Origin of the sequence: uncultured Muribaculum sp., from assembly GCF_910583865.1 — a bacterium.
Taxonomy (GTDB): Bacteria; Bacteroidota; Bacteroidia; order Bacteroidales; family Muribaculaceae; genus Muribaculum.
The window spans coordinates 38,842-56,500 of record NZ_CAJTYX010000015.1; the positions used below are offsets into that span (position 1 = coordinate 38,842).

Sequence of the window (17,659 nt, forward strand, 5' to 3'; positions counted from 1 at the left end):
GTCTTTATTCTTCAAATAAATAACATATAAAAACATTTCTGCATCTGAGTAGGGATTCGTTATCGATCTAAAATGTCCATCATTACGCGTTGTCGATGATACCCAAAATGGATTATTATAGACATTTTCATCATGATTCCCCACAACCAAATATATATCTGATTGTGTATTATTGTTTAATATCCAATATGGCGATTCTGGATCGCACTCACTTGTGCAAGCGACAAAAAATATTATGCATCCAAGCAATATGCCCACATTCCGTTTTAAAGCGTAGTACCTCATTTTTTATTGAATGTTTAAGATATTTACTAAATATTGAATATTATTTAATTGATTATTAGCATTCTGATATGTGTTGTTCACACGACTGCTTGTAAAAGGATATGACTTACTTTGATACAACGAAATAGATGGAAGATTAGTAATGAATCCATCTGTCGGATTCCTCATAAAATTCCATTCGTCTACATTAAAGTTTGACGTGTTATCTCTGAAATAGTTATATGCACGTGTATTCGCATCCGTCTCAGTCCAAAAGTACTTATGCTCACTGCTCTTGTCAGATGCACTTTTTATGCTTGGAATACCGTATTTGAAAATGTATGCCCATCCCGAAGTTTGGCTTTGAAGATAATGTCCGTATTCGTGTTGGAAAGTCTCGTTCGCCGGTCCTGGACGCAAGCTGCATTCTCCAGAGATATAATTTCCAAGCGTAACCGCTGCGCCATGACCAAAAGCCCAATTATCATGTCTGAATGTCACGGCAGTCGCGCCGCCCCAATATCCCACGTGATCCACCATTCCTATGGTATTGTTTGCGGATGACCATAGGTATCCGGCAAGCGTCTGCGGGAGTTCGAAAGTAAATCTCGAACCAAGTTCAAGCAATCGTCCCCAACCGCTGCGGCTACCGGTGACGAGAAGTCCATAGGTAATCTTGAAGCTGTTCTTGCATTGCTTCCACCCTTGCGACAAACCTCTGTCAAGACCTCCTTTGAAAAGACCTTTGAAGAAACCATATATAAAATCGTCGACCATGAAAAACTCGCCGGTAGGGTCAGTGTGGTTTATGGGATCGTTAAGGCAGTAGGAGTAGCGGTTGAAGTTCTGGGGAAGCATCGGATCCTGTACCAACGGGTCGGGGCTTAAGAAGCGCATATCGACGGGGTCGTAGACGCGCGCACCCATATTGATGAGCGAGAACTCCGGCAGATGCTCATGCCCGCAGAATCCACGATTGAAGTACTTGACCCACGGGTGTAAATCCGTATTCATTTGCACAATTGTGCGCATACCCCACTCAGAGTAACTATAAGATGCTACGATGTTTCTTTGACTGTCAATAATCCGCATCACAGAACCGAGGTGGTCAGTCAACACAGAATAAATCTGATCCCCAACATGCAATCCAACAAGTCTACCATAAGCATATATATAGCAAACAGGAATTTCAATGTCATCAGCATATATCACCTCATAATCGGCAGATACATAGTGACGCGTAATCACACCGTCAGGAGTGGTCAATCGGGATTTTATACATTTGTTATTTTCGCCATACACCAATCGAAGCGTATCAGTTTCATTATCAATCTCAGAAATACGATTTATCCCTGATATTACTAAATTATTCCATCTAATACCACTATAATCCATATGGTTTTTAACGATGCGTGTAGATCCATCCGCATAAGTAATCTCCGTCAACTGTCGTCCGCCGTCGGCATTTACATTATTACGATTGTCATATGAATAATACTGTTCAAAACGCGAATATATAGGCCGCCCCAAATCACCATTTCCAATTATCGTACAACCATCAGCCGATGAGAGCAGGCTTACAGCCATTGTGTCTGCTGAGCCAACTGGATTTACCGGAATTTCAGGATAATTCGGTCTATTGATGATTTTCATCCGCATATTAGCACTTACAAGACGCCCAATTTTATCATAGATGTAGTCAATAGTCTTAGAACCATCATCTGTGCGAGATGCAACAAGTCCTTTTTTGTCTATGGTATATTCGATAGTCATCAAAGAATCATATTCAGCCTTGAGCAATTTACCGGTCACTCCGTCATAGTCATATCTCGCTTCAAGAGTATTATTCCCAAACTTACATTTTGTCGGCACTCCGAGTGCATTAAACTCTTCGGCTTTCCAAATTATGGAACCGTCATTTGCATTCTTAATGCATTTTAAAATATCATTTGAGTATTCATATCGAATTTTAAACCCATCAGGACAAATCTTATCAGATGGCATGTCATATTTATTCGAAATATAATCATAGTAAAAATTATATGTCGATCCATCCATACGATATATCTCCTGTTCTAACCGACTACATATCGTATTATATCCGTATTCATGTGAATATGAAAGATCTAAATTTCTTACTGCACTAAGAAGAGATGGCTTTTGGGGAAGAGGCTCATATTGGAAATTATAATCCCTATTAAGACTAAGCACAATATTGCCGGCATCATCATATTCGAAGCCAGTCACACCTATTCCATTGCGATTCCTGCGAAGTCGATTGTTTTCATCGTAATGACGGGTAATCGTACCTATGTCCCTATTACTGAGGGTCTGTGTCATGCCATTGTTGTTATTTACAGAATACGAAATTACTGTCCCGATGCTGTCCACACATATATTAGTACATCTTCCTTTAGAATCATATTCATACAAAACCTTTTGCCCAAGTTCATTCTGAGACCACAGCAATTTACCAAAATGGTCATTCAGATAAGAGGAAGTGCCTGTATCATCAGATTTAGTAACGGATATACCCTCTATGGAATAATCATATTCCATATTTACTGTATGACCGTTCTTTAATGTAGTTTTAGTCAGATTTCCATAATCGTCATAAGTATATTTTCTTTCATATCCTCTATCATGACTATAATACGCAGGTATATCACAAATCAACCGATTCAGATTATCGTATTCATACTCTTCACAGACATCTTTTCCATCTATTTCATAGTAATTACATAATCTATTGCCTCTTGAATCAAAGAATGACAGCCGATATGAATTATCATTTTTACGTTCATACTCCCCATATGTTCCTATGTGACGAAGATTTATACCATTGCTCCACACTCGTCCTCGCTCTATCCGCACACCGTTTTCAATACGTAAAACCTCATTTCCGAATGAATCATAACGTATTGAATCAATGCGTCCTTCGGAACTTGATATTGAAATATTCCGCCCATATTCATCATATCCTAATATCCGGGAATACCCTAACGGATATGTCTCTCCTATACAGAATCTTCCATCCAATGAAAAGGCCTTTTTTATAACGTACTTTTCTGTTATGCCGGTGGATATCGAGTCACAGTTGCCGAACGTGTCGTAGCCATACACTTCCCTATGCGTTTCATTACCGTCGAAGTATGAGCCTTTACGGGATGGTTGCAAGGAGTGGTCAGACAAAACTCCTGCATAAGAATATGTCTCTTTCTCGATATGCGAATCACTGCCGGAGACGGATGTCTCGACTTGTCGGGAAGCAGGACGATGCACCCAATGGAGAGATTCTTTTAAGTCGTAAGTATAAGTCGTTATTTGCTTATGTTTATCATTGGTAGTGACACGTTCTGTCAATATATTCCCCCATTTATCATATGTTCTTCCTGTTTTGACCGTAAGGTAATTTGACGAGTTCACAGGTGAATAAGTATGACGGGCGTTCGCCACATGCTGCACCATTATCGTGCCAACAGGGGATGGCTGCATGTCATATACATTCTTTTCCATCTGTAGTCGTTGGCCATCAAGGGTACGAGTGATACTGAGTACATTCAACATGCCATAGTCAGGGTCGAGCATATAGCTGTCATTACGCACCATCTTTTCTTCCGGTTTTGTCGTAACAACCTCTTCGAACCCCATAAAACTCATTTTTCCAAGGTGGGTACGAGCGTTCCTATAATCATATAAGGTAGTCAAATTGCCCCCATAACCTGTGGATTGTGACATTTTCTTCACAAGAGGAAGAGGCATACTGCATCCGGAATAAGGATACTTCTCCCATACCGGGATAAATGGAGAATTGGTGTAATCGGTCCAGCGTTCATACTCAAACGTAGTCTTGTTGCCGAGACAGTCTGAAATGGAAGTTATGACATTTTCGCAACTCGTAGCAGGAGTATGGATATAATAATCTCCTGTAAGAAATTCCTTTCGTTGAAACTTGTCGCCTTTTCCTGTTATTTCAATTTTTTTCTTGAATGAGACGAGAGAGTTTTTACCTTCTCCGTAAATGTCAAAGAGATAGAAATCGTATTCATCTACAGGAAACTGAAAAGGAAGTCCGGATGGATAAGAACCCTGACTATACCTATACCCATCTCCCAGACTTGTAAGAATAACTATTTCACCCAAACTATTAGTATCATATTTAGGCATAAGAACAATATCATCTTTACCATCGCCATTGATGTCATTTATCAACATACGTCGACCATTCTCAAATAAAGACCTATAGTTCTTGAGTGACTTGGTGATAAATCCCGTACCAGTACACAACGACACATCAAGGACATCCAGCGGCTTGTAATCATATAAAAAATCCACTGCACACTCCATAATATCAGTCTTACCATCCCCGTTGAAGTCACCAGTATAGACAGGCGCACCCGTATAATTCGGATAATCGCCGCTATACAGGAAATCAAGCGTACGATTTGTTTCGTTTACACGATAACAAAGATGGCCATTTCCTATAAGATTAAGGAGTTCGGTTGACGGCCCTCCATCAAAATTGCCTAAATGCAATTCATTCCACGGCCCGCGAGCATAAGCTGTAAAAGAAAGATTCAGCGGCAACTGGTTTTCCGCCGAAAGTTGAGATAGATAGAATCGGGCATCCGTACGACCAATCGCTATGACCGCCAAATCCGTTGCTCCATCGCCATTGAGATCACCAAGGACAGGACCTTCTGCACACGACGTTCTTATCTGAATATTGGCATCATAGAAGCTATCCCCATCTGATAAATATAACCAAAAACATTTATCAGCATCGCCGGCTTCTAAACCATGCAATAAAATATCGTCACGTCCGTCACCATTGAAATCCGCAATGGATAAGTTTTTGATAAAGTATATTTTTCCATCCGGATGTATAAACTTCCTTTCATATTCATGTTTATTATAATATTCTCCATTACCCTTATTTTGGAATAGCTTGAAATTTAGGATTGAATTGGGAGAAGTACGCAAAAGCAATATGTCCTGAAGAGCATCTCCATTAAAATCTCCATAGAATACGCTCAATTGTTGGTTAGTAGGTAGGTTCAAATCTTTTTTCAATGGAGTGTGGAGTCCTTCGTCGGAGGTGTGCCAAGTGAATTCAATCGGATTTAGTCTATTGTCCCAGTCCGTGCCACTCATGGATATGGATCTTAAGTAGCAGTCTGTCACATAGTCGTAGTCAAGATGATACGTCTTGATCAGATTTTCACCGGAATACACACTTATAGAGAATGGAGCGATTGCTTTACAAAATATGCTGTCACCATGGTAGGCGGCATCAACACCTCCTCGTGAAGGATTGCCGAACTTCACTCTCATCTGTGGTTCAATTCCGGCATGTTCATTGCCGGAATATTCAATTCTATCAATGCATACTCCGTCATAGCGACTATATAACTGAGGTATGTACTTATCCTTTACATATACAATTTTATAGTAGTTCCCATAGATATCAGTCACCTTTTCCAAAAGCCATGCGAACACAGCCGTGCCCGTACCTTTCAATCTGGAATTCTCGGTAAGGCCGAACTCTTTAGTGATTCCGTTGCCGTCGCGCAAAGTGAAACGGGTGGGATTGTCGGCATTGTCAGCTGTAATGTCGTAGACATCACCGATGCGACAGTGATATTTTAAGGGATTGTCAGCGTTGCGGATTATCGGCTGCCCATCAAGACATAGGGCATCGTCGGAGTCGAACATGACACCACGCTCATAGCCGTTGACAAACCGCGTGGCGGCAGTGCGGTAGATAGCCGACACACCCGAAAGTTCCGTACCACGCCCGAACATGCCGTTGCCGCCCATGCTGTTGTAATTGATTGAAAGCTCAGGAGTGAGGCCTCCGCAACCCTGCGGTAACTCGATAGGTATGGAGAAGGTGGCCGCACCTGTGTTGTCCACACCTATTTCCATTGGTATGTTACCAACAACACCTCCGGCTTTACCGCCTTTCAAATGGTCGGACGGATTGAAATCCATGGAATACGCAGACATGCAGAGAGCCATGGCGCATAGGAATGCAAATGCTTTCATAGTACTCGTGTTATTTCTTTATGATTTTGAATGAATACAGATTGCCGGCATAGGTCACTCCAAGGGAATATATTCCGCTCTTGAACGATGAGATATCCACCCCGGTGATGTCCTCGGTGATTTTCCCGCTGCTGGTGCGCGTGCCGTCGATGCTCGACATGGTGAATGAGTTCTCCTCACCGGTCGTCGAGTCAAGGAATATGAAGAATTCACTGTCGGTCTCCAACGGGAATACTTCGACCGCAGCCTCTTTCTGTTGCTGCGATTTGTGTGCCGCCAGTGTGCCCGACGTACTGAGGAGGCGTCCGACGCAATTGCCTGCGGCATCGTACTGATAGATATAGGTATCTTCGCCAAGCATCGGGAGGAGCGACATGGCGGAAATGAGGATGAGTGAGGTACATCTCATGGTACAAATATATTAGATGATCGATATGATACAAAAGTAGGGTAATAATCCGGGAATTCAAAGGATTTCGGATGTCGAATGTGTGTCATCGGAATGACATTTTTATTAATGTTGGCGAATAGAGATAAAATCGCTAATTTTGCGATTATTTGACAAATATATATCAGGAACATATACAGCAACAGCAGATATGGCTACGAACTTACTTGAACTTAGCGAACAAGAGATAATACGCCGCGGCTCCCTTGAGGAGATGCGCAAGCGCGGCATAGACCCCTACCCCGCCGCACTCTACCCGGTGGATGCCTATACAACGGAAATCAAGGAGACATTCAGCGACGACGCACCTCAGAGGGAGGTTTGTGTGGCAGGACGCATAATGAGCCGCCGCATCATGGGAAAGGCATCGTTCATGGAGCTTCAGGACTCGAAGGGGAGGATACAGGTGTATATCTCCCGCGACGACCTATGTCCGGAAGAGGACAAGGACCTGTACAACGTGGTTTTCAAGAAGCTGCTCGATATCGGCGACTTCGTCGGCGTGAAAGGATTCGTGTTCCGCACGCAGACCGGCGAGATTTCGGTGCACGCCCGTGAACTGACCGTGCTCGGCAAGTCGCTTCGCCCGCTTCCTATAGTGAAGGTGAAGGATGGCGTGACCTACGACGCTTTTGACGATCCCGAGCTGCGCTACCGCCGCCGCTACGTCGACCTGGTGGTCAACGACGGGGTTAAGGATATATTCATCAAGCGCACGAAGGTGTTCAACTCGATGCGCCAGTTCTTCAACGAGGCAGGCTACATGGAGGTGGAGACTCCCATACTACAGTCGATTCCCGGCGGAGCGGCCGCCCGTCCTTTCATCACCCACCACAATGCACTGGACATACCACTATACCTGCGTATCGCCGATGAACTTTACCTGAAGCGCCTGATCGTGGGCGGATTCGAAGGTGTGTATGAGTTCTCCAAGAACTTCCGCAACGAGGGTATGGACCGCACGCATAACCCGGAATTCACCTGCATGGAGATCTATGTGGCCTACAAGGACTATAACTGGATGATGGACTTCACCGAGAGGATGCTTGAGAAGATATGCATGGATGTCAACGGAACTACCGAGGTGAAGGTCGGCGACAACGTGATCTCGTTCAAGGCGCCGTTCAAGCGCATCACCATGCGTGACGCCATACTTGAGCACACCGACTATGACATAGAGGGTAAGAGCGAGGAGGAGCTGCGCGAGGCCGCCCGCGCCATGGGCATAGAGGTGGACGAGACCATGGGCAAGGGAAAGCTTATCGACGAGATGTTCGGCGAGAAGTGTGAAGGTACATATATCCAGCCTACTTTCATCACCGACTACCCCATAGAGATGTCGCCGCTCACCAAGCGCCACCGCAACAACCCCGAGCTGACCGAGCGCTTCGAGCTTATGGTCAACGGCAAGGAACTTGCCAACGCCTACTCGGAGCTTAACGACCCGATCGACCAGTATGAGCGCTTCGTAGAGCAGATGCGCCTCGCAGAGAAGGGTGACGACGAGGCGATGATCATCGACAAGGACTTTATCCGCGCCCTCGAATACGGCATGCCCCCGACATCAGGGATGGGCATAGGCATGGACCGCCTCGTGATGCTCATGACCGGGCAGACTACCATCCAGGAGGTGCTCCTGTTCCCGCAGATGCGCCCCGAAAAGGTGGAGAAGCGCGACAACGCCGAGGCATACGCCACCCTGGGCGTACCCGCAGAATGGGTGCCGTTGATACAGAAGGCAGGTGTCTACACTGCAGCCCAGATGGCAACGGCCAATCCCGGCAAACTCTTCCAGGACATATGCGGCCTCAACAAAAAATACAAACTCGAACTCAAGAATCCCTCGCAGGATGAAGTGAAGGGCTGGGTAGAGGCCGCCGCACCTCTCAAAGAAGAAGAACCGGCAGAGTAACCGCTTCGGAAAGAAAAGTATGGATGAATTGTCAAGACATATGCCCGGGCGCATAGCCGTGATGGGTGGAGGCTCGTGGGCTACGGCACTTTCAAAACTCCTGCTGTGCAACGAAGAGCGCATCATATGGTACATGCGACGCGACGACAGGATAGAAGAGTTCCGACGGCTCGGCCACAATCCGGCATATCTCTCCGACGTGGAGTTTCCCATCCGTCGCATAGACTTCACCAGCGACATCAACGGTGCCGCCGAGGAAGCCGACACTCTGCTGATGGCAATGCCCTCCCCCTATTTCAAAAGCCATCTTGCCAAGCTCACGGCAAACCTCACGGCCAAGAACGTTGTTATAGCCACTAAGGGTATCATTCCCGACGAGAACATGCTTGTCACCGACTATCTCGAGCAACATTATGGCGTAGACCCGGACCGCATGATAGTGGTGTCGGGGCCGTGCCATGCCGAGGAGGTGGCGCTCGGCCATCTGAGCTACCTCACCGTGGCATCGACCAACAGGGAGGCTGCCGAGGCATTCACCCACAGCCTCAACGGGCCTGCCATGCGCACACTCGTTTCGGACGACGTGCGCGGCATAGAGTACGGAGGCGTGCTCAAGAATGTCTACGCCATCGCGTCGGGCATAGTGCACGGGATGAAATGGGGCGACAACTTCCAGGCCATCCTCGTTGCCAACGCAGCTAAGGAGATGGAGCGGTTCATCGACAAGGCCATAGGGGGCGAAAGGTGCATATGCCATTCCGTATATCTCGGCGACCTGCTCGTGACAGCCTATTCGCGATTCTCGCGCAACCACAACTTCGGGTCGATGATCGGACGCGGTTGTGCCGTGCGCCGCGCCATGATGGAGATGGAAATGGTGACAGAAGGCTACTACGCTGCCAAGTGCATGCACGAGATCAACTCCTCCGTAGGGGCCGACATGCCGATACTGGAGGGTATGTACGACATACTTTACAACGGGCGTCCCGTAGCAGCGATAATGGAGCGTATCAGCCACCATCTGACTTGAACATATAAGCTTTTTCATACCATTACTTAACATTCATATATAATTATGAAGAAAATCAAATTAGACATCAGCTCAGCACTGAAGTTCGTCTCTGAAAAAGAGATCCATCAGATCGAGAAAGCAGAGGCCGACAAGGCCATCGACGTACTGAAAAAAGGTACAGGCGAAGGCAACGATTTCCTCGGCTGGCTCGACCTGCCGGAACGCACACCCATGAAAGACCTCGATGAAATCATCGCCGTGGCCAACGACCTGCGCAATTCCTGCGACTATGTGGTGTCGGTAGGTATCGGCGGCTCCTATCTCGGAGCAAAGGCCGTGATCGAGGCCCTCAACAATTCGTTTGACGCATACACCTCGACCACAAAGGGCGCTCCCAAAGTGCTCTTCGCCGGCCAGAACATAGGCGAGGACTATCTGAGCGAGCTTCAGGAATTCCTCAAGGACAAGAAATTCGGCATAATCGTCATATCCAAGTCGGGTACCACTACAGAACCCGCCATCGCTTTCCGTCTGCTCAAGGAGCAACTTGAGGCACAGGCCGGCAAGGCAGCCGCCAAGGATCTCATCGTTGCCATCACCGACGCCAAGCGCGGCGCTCTGCGACAGCTTGCCACCGAAGAGGGCTACCGCACATTCGTGATCGACGACAACGTAGGAGGCCGTTTTTCGGTGCTCACCCCGGTAGGCCTGCTCCCTATCGCAGTCGCAGGCTATGACATCAAGAAGCTCGTGAAGGGCGCGCTCGACATGCAGCATGAACTGTCGACAGCATCCGACGACAATATGGCCGAGCTTTATGCCTCAACACGCAACGCACTCTACCGTTCGGGCAAAAAGACAGAGATACTCGTCAACTACAACCCCAAACTCCACTACTTCGGAGAATGGTGGAAACAGCTCTACGGCGAGAGCGAGGGTAAGGACCACAAGGGCATATTCCCCGCAGCCGTCGACTTCTCGACTGACCTCCACTCGATGGGACAGTGGATCCAGGATGGCGAGCGCACCATATTCGAGACTGTAATTTCCGTGGAGAAACAGCACACAGAGAAACTAATCCCCTCTGATGAGGCAAACCTCGACGGACTCAACTACATCGCCGGAAAGCATGTGGACGAAGTTAACAAGATGGCCGAGCTGGGCACCCGCATAGCCCATGTGGACGGCGGCGTACCCAACATGCGCATCACCGTCCCCGAGCTTTCAGAGGAGTATCTGGGCCAGCTCATCTATTTCTTTGAAATCTCCTGCGGCATCTCCGGCTACCTGCTCGGCGTCAACCCGTTCAACCAGCCCGGCGTGGAGGCCTACAAGAAGAACATGTTCGCTCTCCTCGAAAAGCCCGGCTACGAGGAAGCCACCAAGGAAATCAAGGCCAAGCTCTAACAGGAGCATCCCTACCCCAAACATTATCAAAGGAGTGTACGAGAAAAAAACGTGCACTCCTTTTTTTATTCAAAGTATACGAAAGTCATAGTGAAGAAAACGGTATCAATATATGTAAACAAGTGTTGAAAACAGTGTTGATAAGAGTTGAGAAATATAGAATAGGTTTTTATAAGTGAATTTGGAGTTTTGAGGAAGATTGTATATAGCATGGCGGACAGGTATCTTCAAAATAAGTTTCCAATAATGTTTAATCGGCGTATCTACATGAATAAGTATGTTTTTCAAGGGCAATATGCCTGAAATCTTATCAACCAATAACGTTATCAACGCTATGTAAATAAACAAGCTATAGTACTATGCAGCATATATTTGCACGTAGATAACGTTTGCAATAAAGTTAACTATACTTCAATAACTTAACATGCAAGAAAAAGGATAAGAAGTTATATAGATTATCAACGTCTATAGACAACAAAAAAAGAAAAGAGAAAAAAATTTTAATCTTAAATAATTAAAGGTTAATGTTGATGATGATAAAGAAAGCTTTCCTCGGGGATGAGTATTGTGAGAATGGAGAATCGGAGGGTTGATGAATGGATGAAGGAATTAATAATGGAACTGCGGATGTGAAGATGGTTTGAGGCTTTGCGGAATTTGTATTAACTTTGCAGTTATCAACGAAGTGTTGATAAACATGCTAATTGGCTGATAGATATTCTTTAGTGATGTAGATATCCGGTAGAAAGCATGTAGAAACGCTTTAAAGGATAATATTTCATTCTCAATCCTCAACATACATATCTACATATGAACATAGAAAAAGGGTATGTCGATGCTACGGTAGAGCCGGGTATTGATCTTGTAGCCGATATAAGGAGGCTCAAAAAGGAGAAGAACGCAGTGATTCTCGCCCATTATTACCAGAAGGGGGAGATACAGGATCTTGCCGACTATATCGGCGATTCCCTGGCGCTGGCACAGATTGCAGCCAAACTTGACGAACCTGTGATAGTGCTGTGCGGGGTGAACTTCATGGGTGAGACGGCCAAGATGCTCTGTCCCGACAAGAAGGTGCTCATCCCCGACCTGTCGGCCGGATGCTCGTTGGCCGACAGCTGTCCCGCTGACGAGTTCAAGGCGTTCATCGAAGCCAATCCGGGCCATACGGTGATAAGCTATGTCAACACCTCGGCCGCAGTGAAGGGTCTTACCGACATAGTGGTGACTTCATCCAACGCCCGCCAGATAGTGGAGAGCCTTCCGAAAGACACTCCTATAATATTCGGGCCCGATCGCAACCTCGGGAACTATATCAACTCCATCACCGGACGCGAGATGAAGCTCTGGAACGGCGCGTGCCACGTGCATGAGCAGTTCTCGGTGGAGAAGCTCGTGGAGCTGAAGAAGGAGCATCCCGGAGCGAAGGTGCTGGCACATCCCGAATGCCCGCGGCAGCTGATCATACTCGCCGATAAGGTTGGATCGACGGCCGCATTGCTGAAATATGCAGTGGAATCTCCAGAGAAGGAGTTTATCGTGGCTACCGAGAGCGGCATACTCCACGAGATGCGCAAGCGCTGCCCGGACAAGACATTCATCCCTGCCGCTCCCAACGACTCGACATGCGCGTGCAACGACTGCGCCTATATGAAGCTAAACACCCTTGAGAAACTCTACAACTGCCTTAAATACGAGCAGCCCGAGGTGAAGGTGGATCCTGAGGTGGCTGCACGCGGCAGGAAACCGATAGAGAGGATGCTTGAAATCAGTGCCTCGCTCGGACTATAATGACAACAATAATATCACATATATAATGGAATATAACCACAGAGATATAGAATCGCGCTGGCAGCGGTATTGGAAAGAGCATAAGACCTACAAGACGGAGATAGACAATTCTCGTCCGAAGTACTATGTACTCGACATGTTCCCCTATCCCTCCGGCGCCGGGCTGCATGTGGGCCATCCGCTCGGCTATATAGCAAGCGACATCTATTCACGCTACAAGCGTCTCAACGGATTCAATGTGCTCCACCCCATGGGCTACGACTCCTACGGCCTTCCCGCCGAACAGTATGCCATCCAGACGGGCCAGCATCCTGAAAAGACCACATTCGAGAATATCGACCGCTATCGTAGCCAGCTCGACAAGATCGGTTTCTGCTATGACTGGGACAGGGAGATACGCACGTGCGACCCCTCCTACTATAAGTGGACGCAGTGGGCGTTCATGAAGATGTTTGAGCACTATTACGACCGCACCGCCGACAAGGCTATGCCGGTAGCCGACCTTGTAAAGCATTTCGAGGAAAACGGTACAACCGGTGTCAACGCCGCCTGCGGCAAGGCAATGGAGTTTACCGCCGAAGAGTGGAAGGCTATGACTCCTAAGGAGAAGAGCGACACTCTGATGAACTACCGCATAGCTTTCCTTGCCGACACGATGGTCAACTGGTGTCCGAAGCTGGGCACGGTGCTTGCCAACGACGAGGTGAGCGAAGGCGTGTCGCTGCGCGGCGGCTATCCTGTGGAACAGAAGCTCATGTACCAGTGGTGTCTGCGTGTGTCGGCCTATGCACAGCGTCTGCTTGACGGTCTTGAGAAGATTGACTGGACCGACTCGCTCAAGGAGACGCAGCGCAACTGGATAGGCCGATCGGAGGGAGCGGAGATGCGTTTCCCTATTGCAGGAAAAGATATAGAGCTTGAGATATTCACCACACGTGCCGACACCGTGTTCGGAGTGACTTTCATGGTGCTTGCCCCCGAGAGCGTATATGTAGACATGATTACCACTCCGGAGCAGCGCGCCGCCGTCGACGCATATCTCGACGAGGTCAAGCATAAGACCGAGCGCGAGCGAATGATCGACAAGAAGGTCACCGGTGTGTTTACCGGTGCGTATGCCGTGAATCCTCTTACCGGGAAGAATATCCCTGTGTGGGTGAGCGACTATGTGCTCGCGGGATATGGTACGGGTGCCATCATGGCCGTTCCCGCCCATGACAGCCGCGACTATGCTTTCGCCCGCCATTTCGACCTCCCCATAATACCGCTTATCGAGGGCGCCGACGTGTCGGAAGAGAGCTTCGACGCCAAGTCGGGCAGGATGATCAATTCGGCAAGCGCCGAGCTTGACCTCAACGGCATGGAGGTGAAGGACGCGATTGCTGCCACCAAGCGTTTCATCGAGGAGAAAGGTATAGGAAAGGTGAAGGTGAACTATCGTCTGCGCGACGCCATCTTCAGCCGTCAGCGCTACTGGGGCGAGCCGTTCCCTGTCTATTATAAGGATGGCATCCCTACCCTTCTTCCGGAGGAAAGTCTGCCGCTTGAACTTCCGGAGGTGGACAAGTTCCTGCCGACAGAGACCGGCGAGCCTCCGCTGGGTCGTGCCAAGAACTGGAAAACGAAGGAGGGCTATCCTCTCGAACTGAATACCATGCCAGGATTCGCAGGATCGAGCGCATACTATCTGCGCTATATGGATCCGAAGAACGACAAGGCGCTTGTAAGCTCCGAGGCCGACGGCTACTGGCAGGACGTGGATCTTTATGTAGGCGGTACGGAACATGCCACCGGCCACCTTATATACAGCCGCTTCTGGAACAAGTTCCTTTATGACCTCGGTGTCGTGTGCCGCGACGAGCCTTTCAGAAAACTCGTCAACCAGGGCATGATACAGGGAAGGAGTAATTTCGTCTACCGCATAAAAGACACCAATACGTTCGTGTCGGCGGGATTGCGCAAGGATTATGACACCACTCCCATACATGTGGATGTGAACATAGTGAGCAACGACGTGCTCGACACGGAGAAGTTCCGCGCATGGCGTCCGGAATTCAAGGATGCGGAGTTTGTCCTTGAGGATGGAAAGTATGTGTGCGGATATGCCGTAGAGAAGATGTCGAAGTCGATGTTCAACGTGGTTAATCCTGACGACATAGTAGACCGTTACGGTGCCGACACGCTTCGTCTGTATGAGATGTTCCTCGGTCCGATAGAGGCAAGCAAGCCTTGGGACACCAACGGCATAGACGGGGTGAACCGCTTCCTCAAGAAACTCTGGGCATTCTTCTACAAGGGCGATACTATGCTTGTCAATGACGAGCCGGCATCGGCAGAGGCTTTGAAGGCAGTGCACAAACTTATAAAGAAGGTCACGGCCGACATAGAGGCGTTCAGCTACAATACTTCGGTGGCGGCGTTCATGATATGTGTCAACGAACTTACACAGCTGAAATGTCACAGCCGTGAGGCGCTTGAGCCTCTGGTGGTTCTCATCGCTCCGTTTGCCCCGCATATAGCGGAGGAGCTGTGGCATGCTCTCGGACATGATACTACTGTGTGTGACGCGTCATGGCCTGTATGTGACGAAAAATATCTTGTGGAGTCTACGGTCAATATGGCTGTGAGCTTCAACGGCAAGGCGCGCTACAATATCCAGGTGGCTGCCGATGCTCCCCGCGAGGAGATAGAAAAGACGGCTCTGGAGCATGAAGGTGCTGCGAAGTGGCTCGACGGCAAGCAGGTACGCAAGATAATAGTAGTGCCCGGAAAGATTGTAAATATCGTGGTCGGATGACGATATAAAACTCCATAAAAAAGAAGAGGACGTTCAATTTGAACGTCCTCTTCTTTTTTATGTATGTAGCTATGTTACATGATGACTTTAGTGACAACGTCACCTTGGCGACGGATGTAAAGGCCACCTTTCGGTTCGGTTACTTTTACGCCGAGCAGATTGAAGTACTCGACAGGTGCATCATGGTCCGAGACTATGTTGTCGATAGCACTCGATCCTTTGGTATATTCAATTTCCATGTATGGGAAACGGGTAGGATTGGATTTCTTGGGTGTGTAGGAAAGTCCGAAATCGGTTGCTGCCGAACCTGTCCAAGTCATGACTGTTTCATCAATAGCGGTTGTGCCACAATTCTCAGGATAATCGACATCAAGAGTCTTGGGAGTATAGCCGGTATTTGTGCACTGGAAGGTTATTTTAGTAATAGTAACATCCTTGGCAGGGGTGAATGAAAGCAATGTCTGTTTAGCCCACTGGAGATGCGGTGTCTGTCCCTCCGGGTTAATGTAAGTGAAACCTGTGCTCTCTACATTCTTGTAGAAGGCAAATGTACATACGCCCGGCACATTGAAGTCCTTGTCGTTGATGGGGGTGTCTTTGTTTCCTTCGGGGAATTCAACTTTGTTGGTAACAGTACCCTGATAATCATATCCGGCAAAAACCACTACGACTTCGTCGGCTTGTGCGGCGAACGTCATAGACATCGTACAGAGAATAGCAAGTAAAGTTTTCTTCATAATTAAATCTAATGGTTAATATAATTTAGACAATTATGAAGGCTATGATGCTAATCAATATGGACCCTAAAATTTAAGAGGAATCAAATTTTTATTATTTGTGTCTACCAACATTGCTTTGGTAGCGGCTCTTAATAACGGAGTGTCATCATCATGGTCACTTATAGCCAGATCAATGATAAATGAATATTTTTCAGAAAGTTGTATGACATGATTCAGTTTCATCAGACCACGTGTCTCATACCATTTTTCGCCTTTTGCAGGATTTGGAGTAGCCACACAAAAATCGAATCCAAAACGTTTTGCAATATCCTTAGCGTAGGCCTCAGGAGCGGCAGTGGCGAGAATTGTAATAAAATTGTCCTGCTTTGATATTTCAAGAATGTCGCAAACTTGCATATTTTTGTTTGTGTAGACTGTCTCTACCAATTTGTTAAGTGTCTTGGGTGAAATTGGTGTGAAGCGAGCGAGTATATGGTGTTTCATCGATGCATGGCTTACCATGCGAAATTTACGCGCTAATATCCACAAAACCAGTTCTGAAAAGAGTAGGGGTCTGATGGAGTACTCTTTCAACAGGTATTTTATATATATATTGAACGTGTTGAGATTGCAAAGGGTATTGTCGAGATCGATTGCTATAGCTTTCCGTATCATGGCATAATATATTTAATAATCGGCAGACCAGGGGAATCTCACTAAAGTGTTATTATATAAATATATATCAGGTATTATAATGGAATTTTTTGTGGTCACCGTTACTGCTGCGGTGACTATCCTTCCATTAGGGAATAGCTTGGCCAAGAGTGAGACTGTACCATGCATGGTGGCTCCGGAATCGACTGCATCATCGGTAACCAATATGAGGGGAGTAGGTATGTCTTTAAGCAGATTATTAATGTCGATTGATTCGTCAAGTGTGATATGACGGTTTTTGTTTTTGCTCTTGTTGAGAATGAGATGCTCTGTGATGCGTAGAAAATCATTGAGAAATGATGGCAATTTTTTTAATAAAGGTGTCAATCTGGAACGCATCCCTTTACCGGGGCGTGATGCCTTGGTATAGACGAGAGATGATACATCAAGATGTGAGGCCATCATTCCGGCTATATATTCTCCTCCCGTCCTTATACCGACGATGATGTCCGGAGTACGTCCCGTAAAGAGCATGACTTTCTCGGACATCTCTTGACATGCCTCATTGAGCTGTATATATGAGAGGGTTGTTATTTTCATCTTGAAT

The 17,659-nt window shown here is 47.2% G+C and carries 10 protein-coding genes; 5 read left to right on the forward strand and 5 right to left on the reverse strand.

All coding sequences use genetic code 11. The annotated features are described in order from the left end of the window. Positions 1-288: 288 nt before the first annotated feature. Together QZ303_RS05015 and QZ303_RS05020 are read right to left on the reverse strand one after the other, a co-directional pair. A complete protein-coding gene (locus QZ303_RS05015) occupies positions 289-6,312 on the reverse strand; it encodes an FG-GAP-like repeat-containing protein (protein WP_295729998.1) in 6,024 nt (2,007 codons plus the stop codon). 10 nt (positions 6,313-6,322) lie between these two features. After that, the gene (locus tag QZ303_RS05020) at positions 6,323-6,721 is read right to left on the reverse strand and encodes a T9SS type A sorting domain-containing protein (RefSeq protein WP_295730002.1); all 399 of its coding nucleotides are present in this window, start codon (positions 6,719-6,721) and stop codon (positions 6,323-6,325) included. A 190-nt stretch (positions 6,722-6,911) separates the two neighbouring features. Between QZ303_RS05020 and lysS the strand changes: the two genes are divergently transcribed. The 5 genes from lysS to leuS all read left to right on the forward strand — a co-directional run bounded on the left by lysS (position 6,912) and on the right by leuS (position 15,679). Next, positions 6,912-8,672 carry a lysine--tRNA ligase gene (gene lysS / locus QZ303_RS05025; protein ID WP_295730005.1) on the forward strand — a complete coding sequence of 587 codons (1,761 nt, stop codon included), beginning with the start codon at positions 6,912-6,914 and terminating at the stop codon, positions 8,670-8,672. Between the two features lie 19 nt (positions 8,673-8,691). Next, a complete protein-coding gene (locus QZ303_RS05030; RefSeq protein WP_295730008.1) occupies positions 8,692-9,702 on the forward strand; it encodes an NAD(P)H-dependent glycerol-3-phosphate dehydrogenase in 1,011 nt (336 codons plus the stop codon). A 45-nt stretch (positions 9,703-9,747) separates the two neighbouring features. Next, positions 9,748-11,091, forward strand: a complete 1,344-nt coding sequence (locus tag QZ303_RS05035) for a glucose-6-phosphate isomerase (protein WP_295730010.1) — start codon at positions 9,748-9,750, stop codon at positions 11,089-11,091. An 810-nt stretch (positions 11,092-11,901) separates the two neighbouring features. Further along, entirely contained in the window at positions 11,902-12,882 is a 981-nt protein-coding gene (gene nadA, locus QZ303_RS05040) for a quinolinate synthase NadA (RefSeq protein ID WP_295730013.1), read from the forward strand. 25 nt (positions 12,883-12,907) lie between these two features. Beyond that, on the forward strand, positions 12,908-15,679 hold the full coding sequence (gene leuS, locus QZ303_RS05045) for a leucine--tRNA ligase (protein WP_295730016.1): 2,772 nt from the start codon (positions 12,908-12,910) through the stop codon (positions 15,677-15,679). A 74-nt stretch (positions 15,680-15,753) separates the two neighbouring features. Here leuS and QZ303_RS05050 read toward each other — a convergent pair whose 3' ends face one another. The 3 genes from QZ303_RS05050 to QZ303_RS05060 all read right to left on the reverse strand — a co-directional run bounded on the left by QZ303_RS05050 (position 15,754) and on the right by QZ303_RS05060 (position 17,652). After that, positions 15,754-16,416 carry a hypothetical protein gene (locus tag QZ303_RS05050; RefSeq protein WP_295730019.1) on the reverse strand — a complete coding sequence of 221 codons (663 nt, stop codon included), beginning with the start codon at positions 16,414-16,416 and terminating at the stop codon, positions 15,754-15,756. A gap of 66 nt (positions 16,417-16,482) precedes the next feature. Continuing rightward, complete coding sequence (locus QZ303_RS05055) at positions 16,483-17,073, reverse strand: HAD family hydrolase (RefSeq protein ID WP_295730022.1); 591 nt, start codon at positions 17,071-17,073, stop codon at positions 16,483-16,485. Between the two features lie 12 nt (positions 17,074-17,085). Next, on the reverse strand, positions 17,086-17,652 hold the full coding sequence (locus tag QZ303_RS05060; protein ID WP_295730025.1) for a phosphoribosyltransferase: 567 nt from the start codon (positions 17,650-17,652) through the stop codon (positions 17,086-17,088). Between the last annotated feature and the right edge of the window lie 7 nt (positions 17,653-17,659).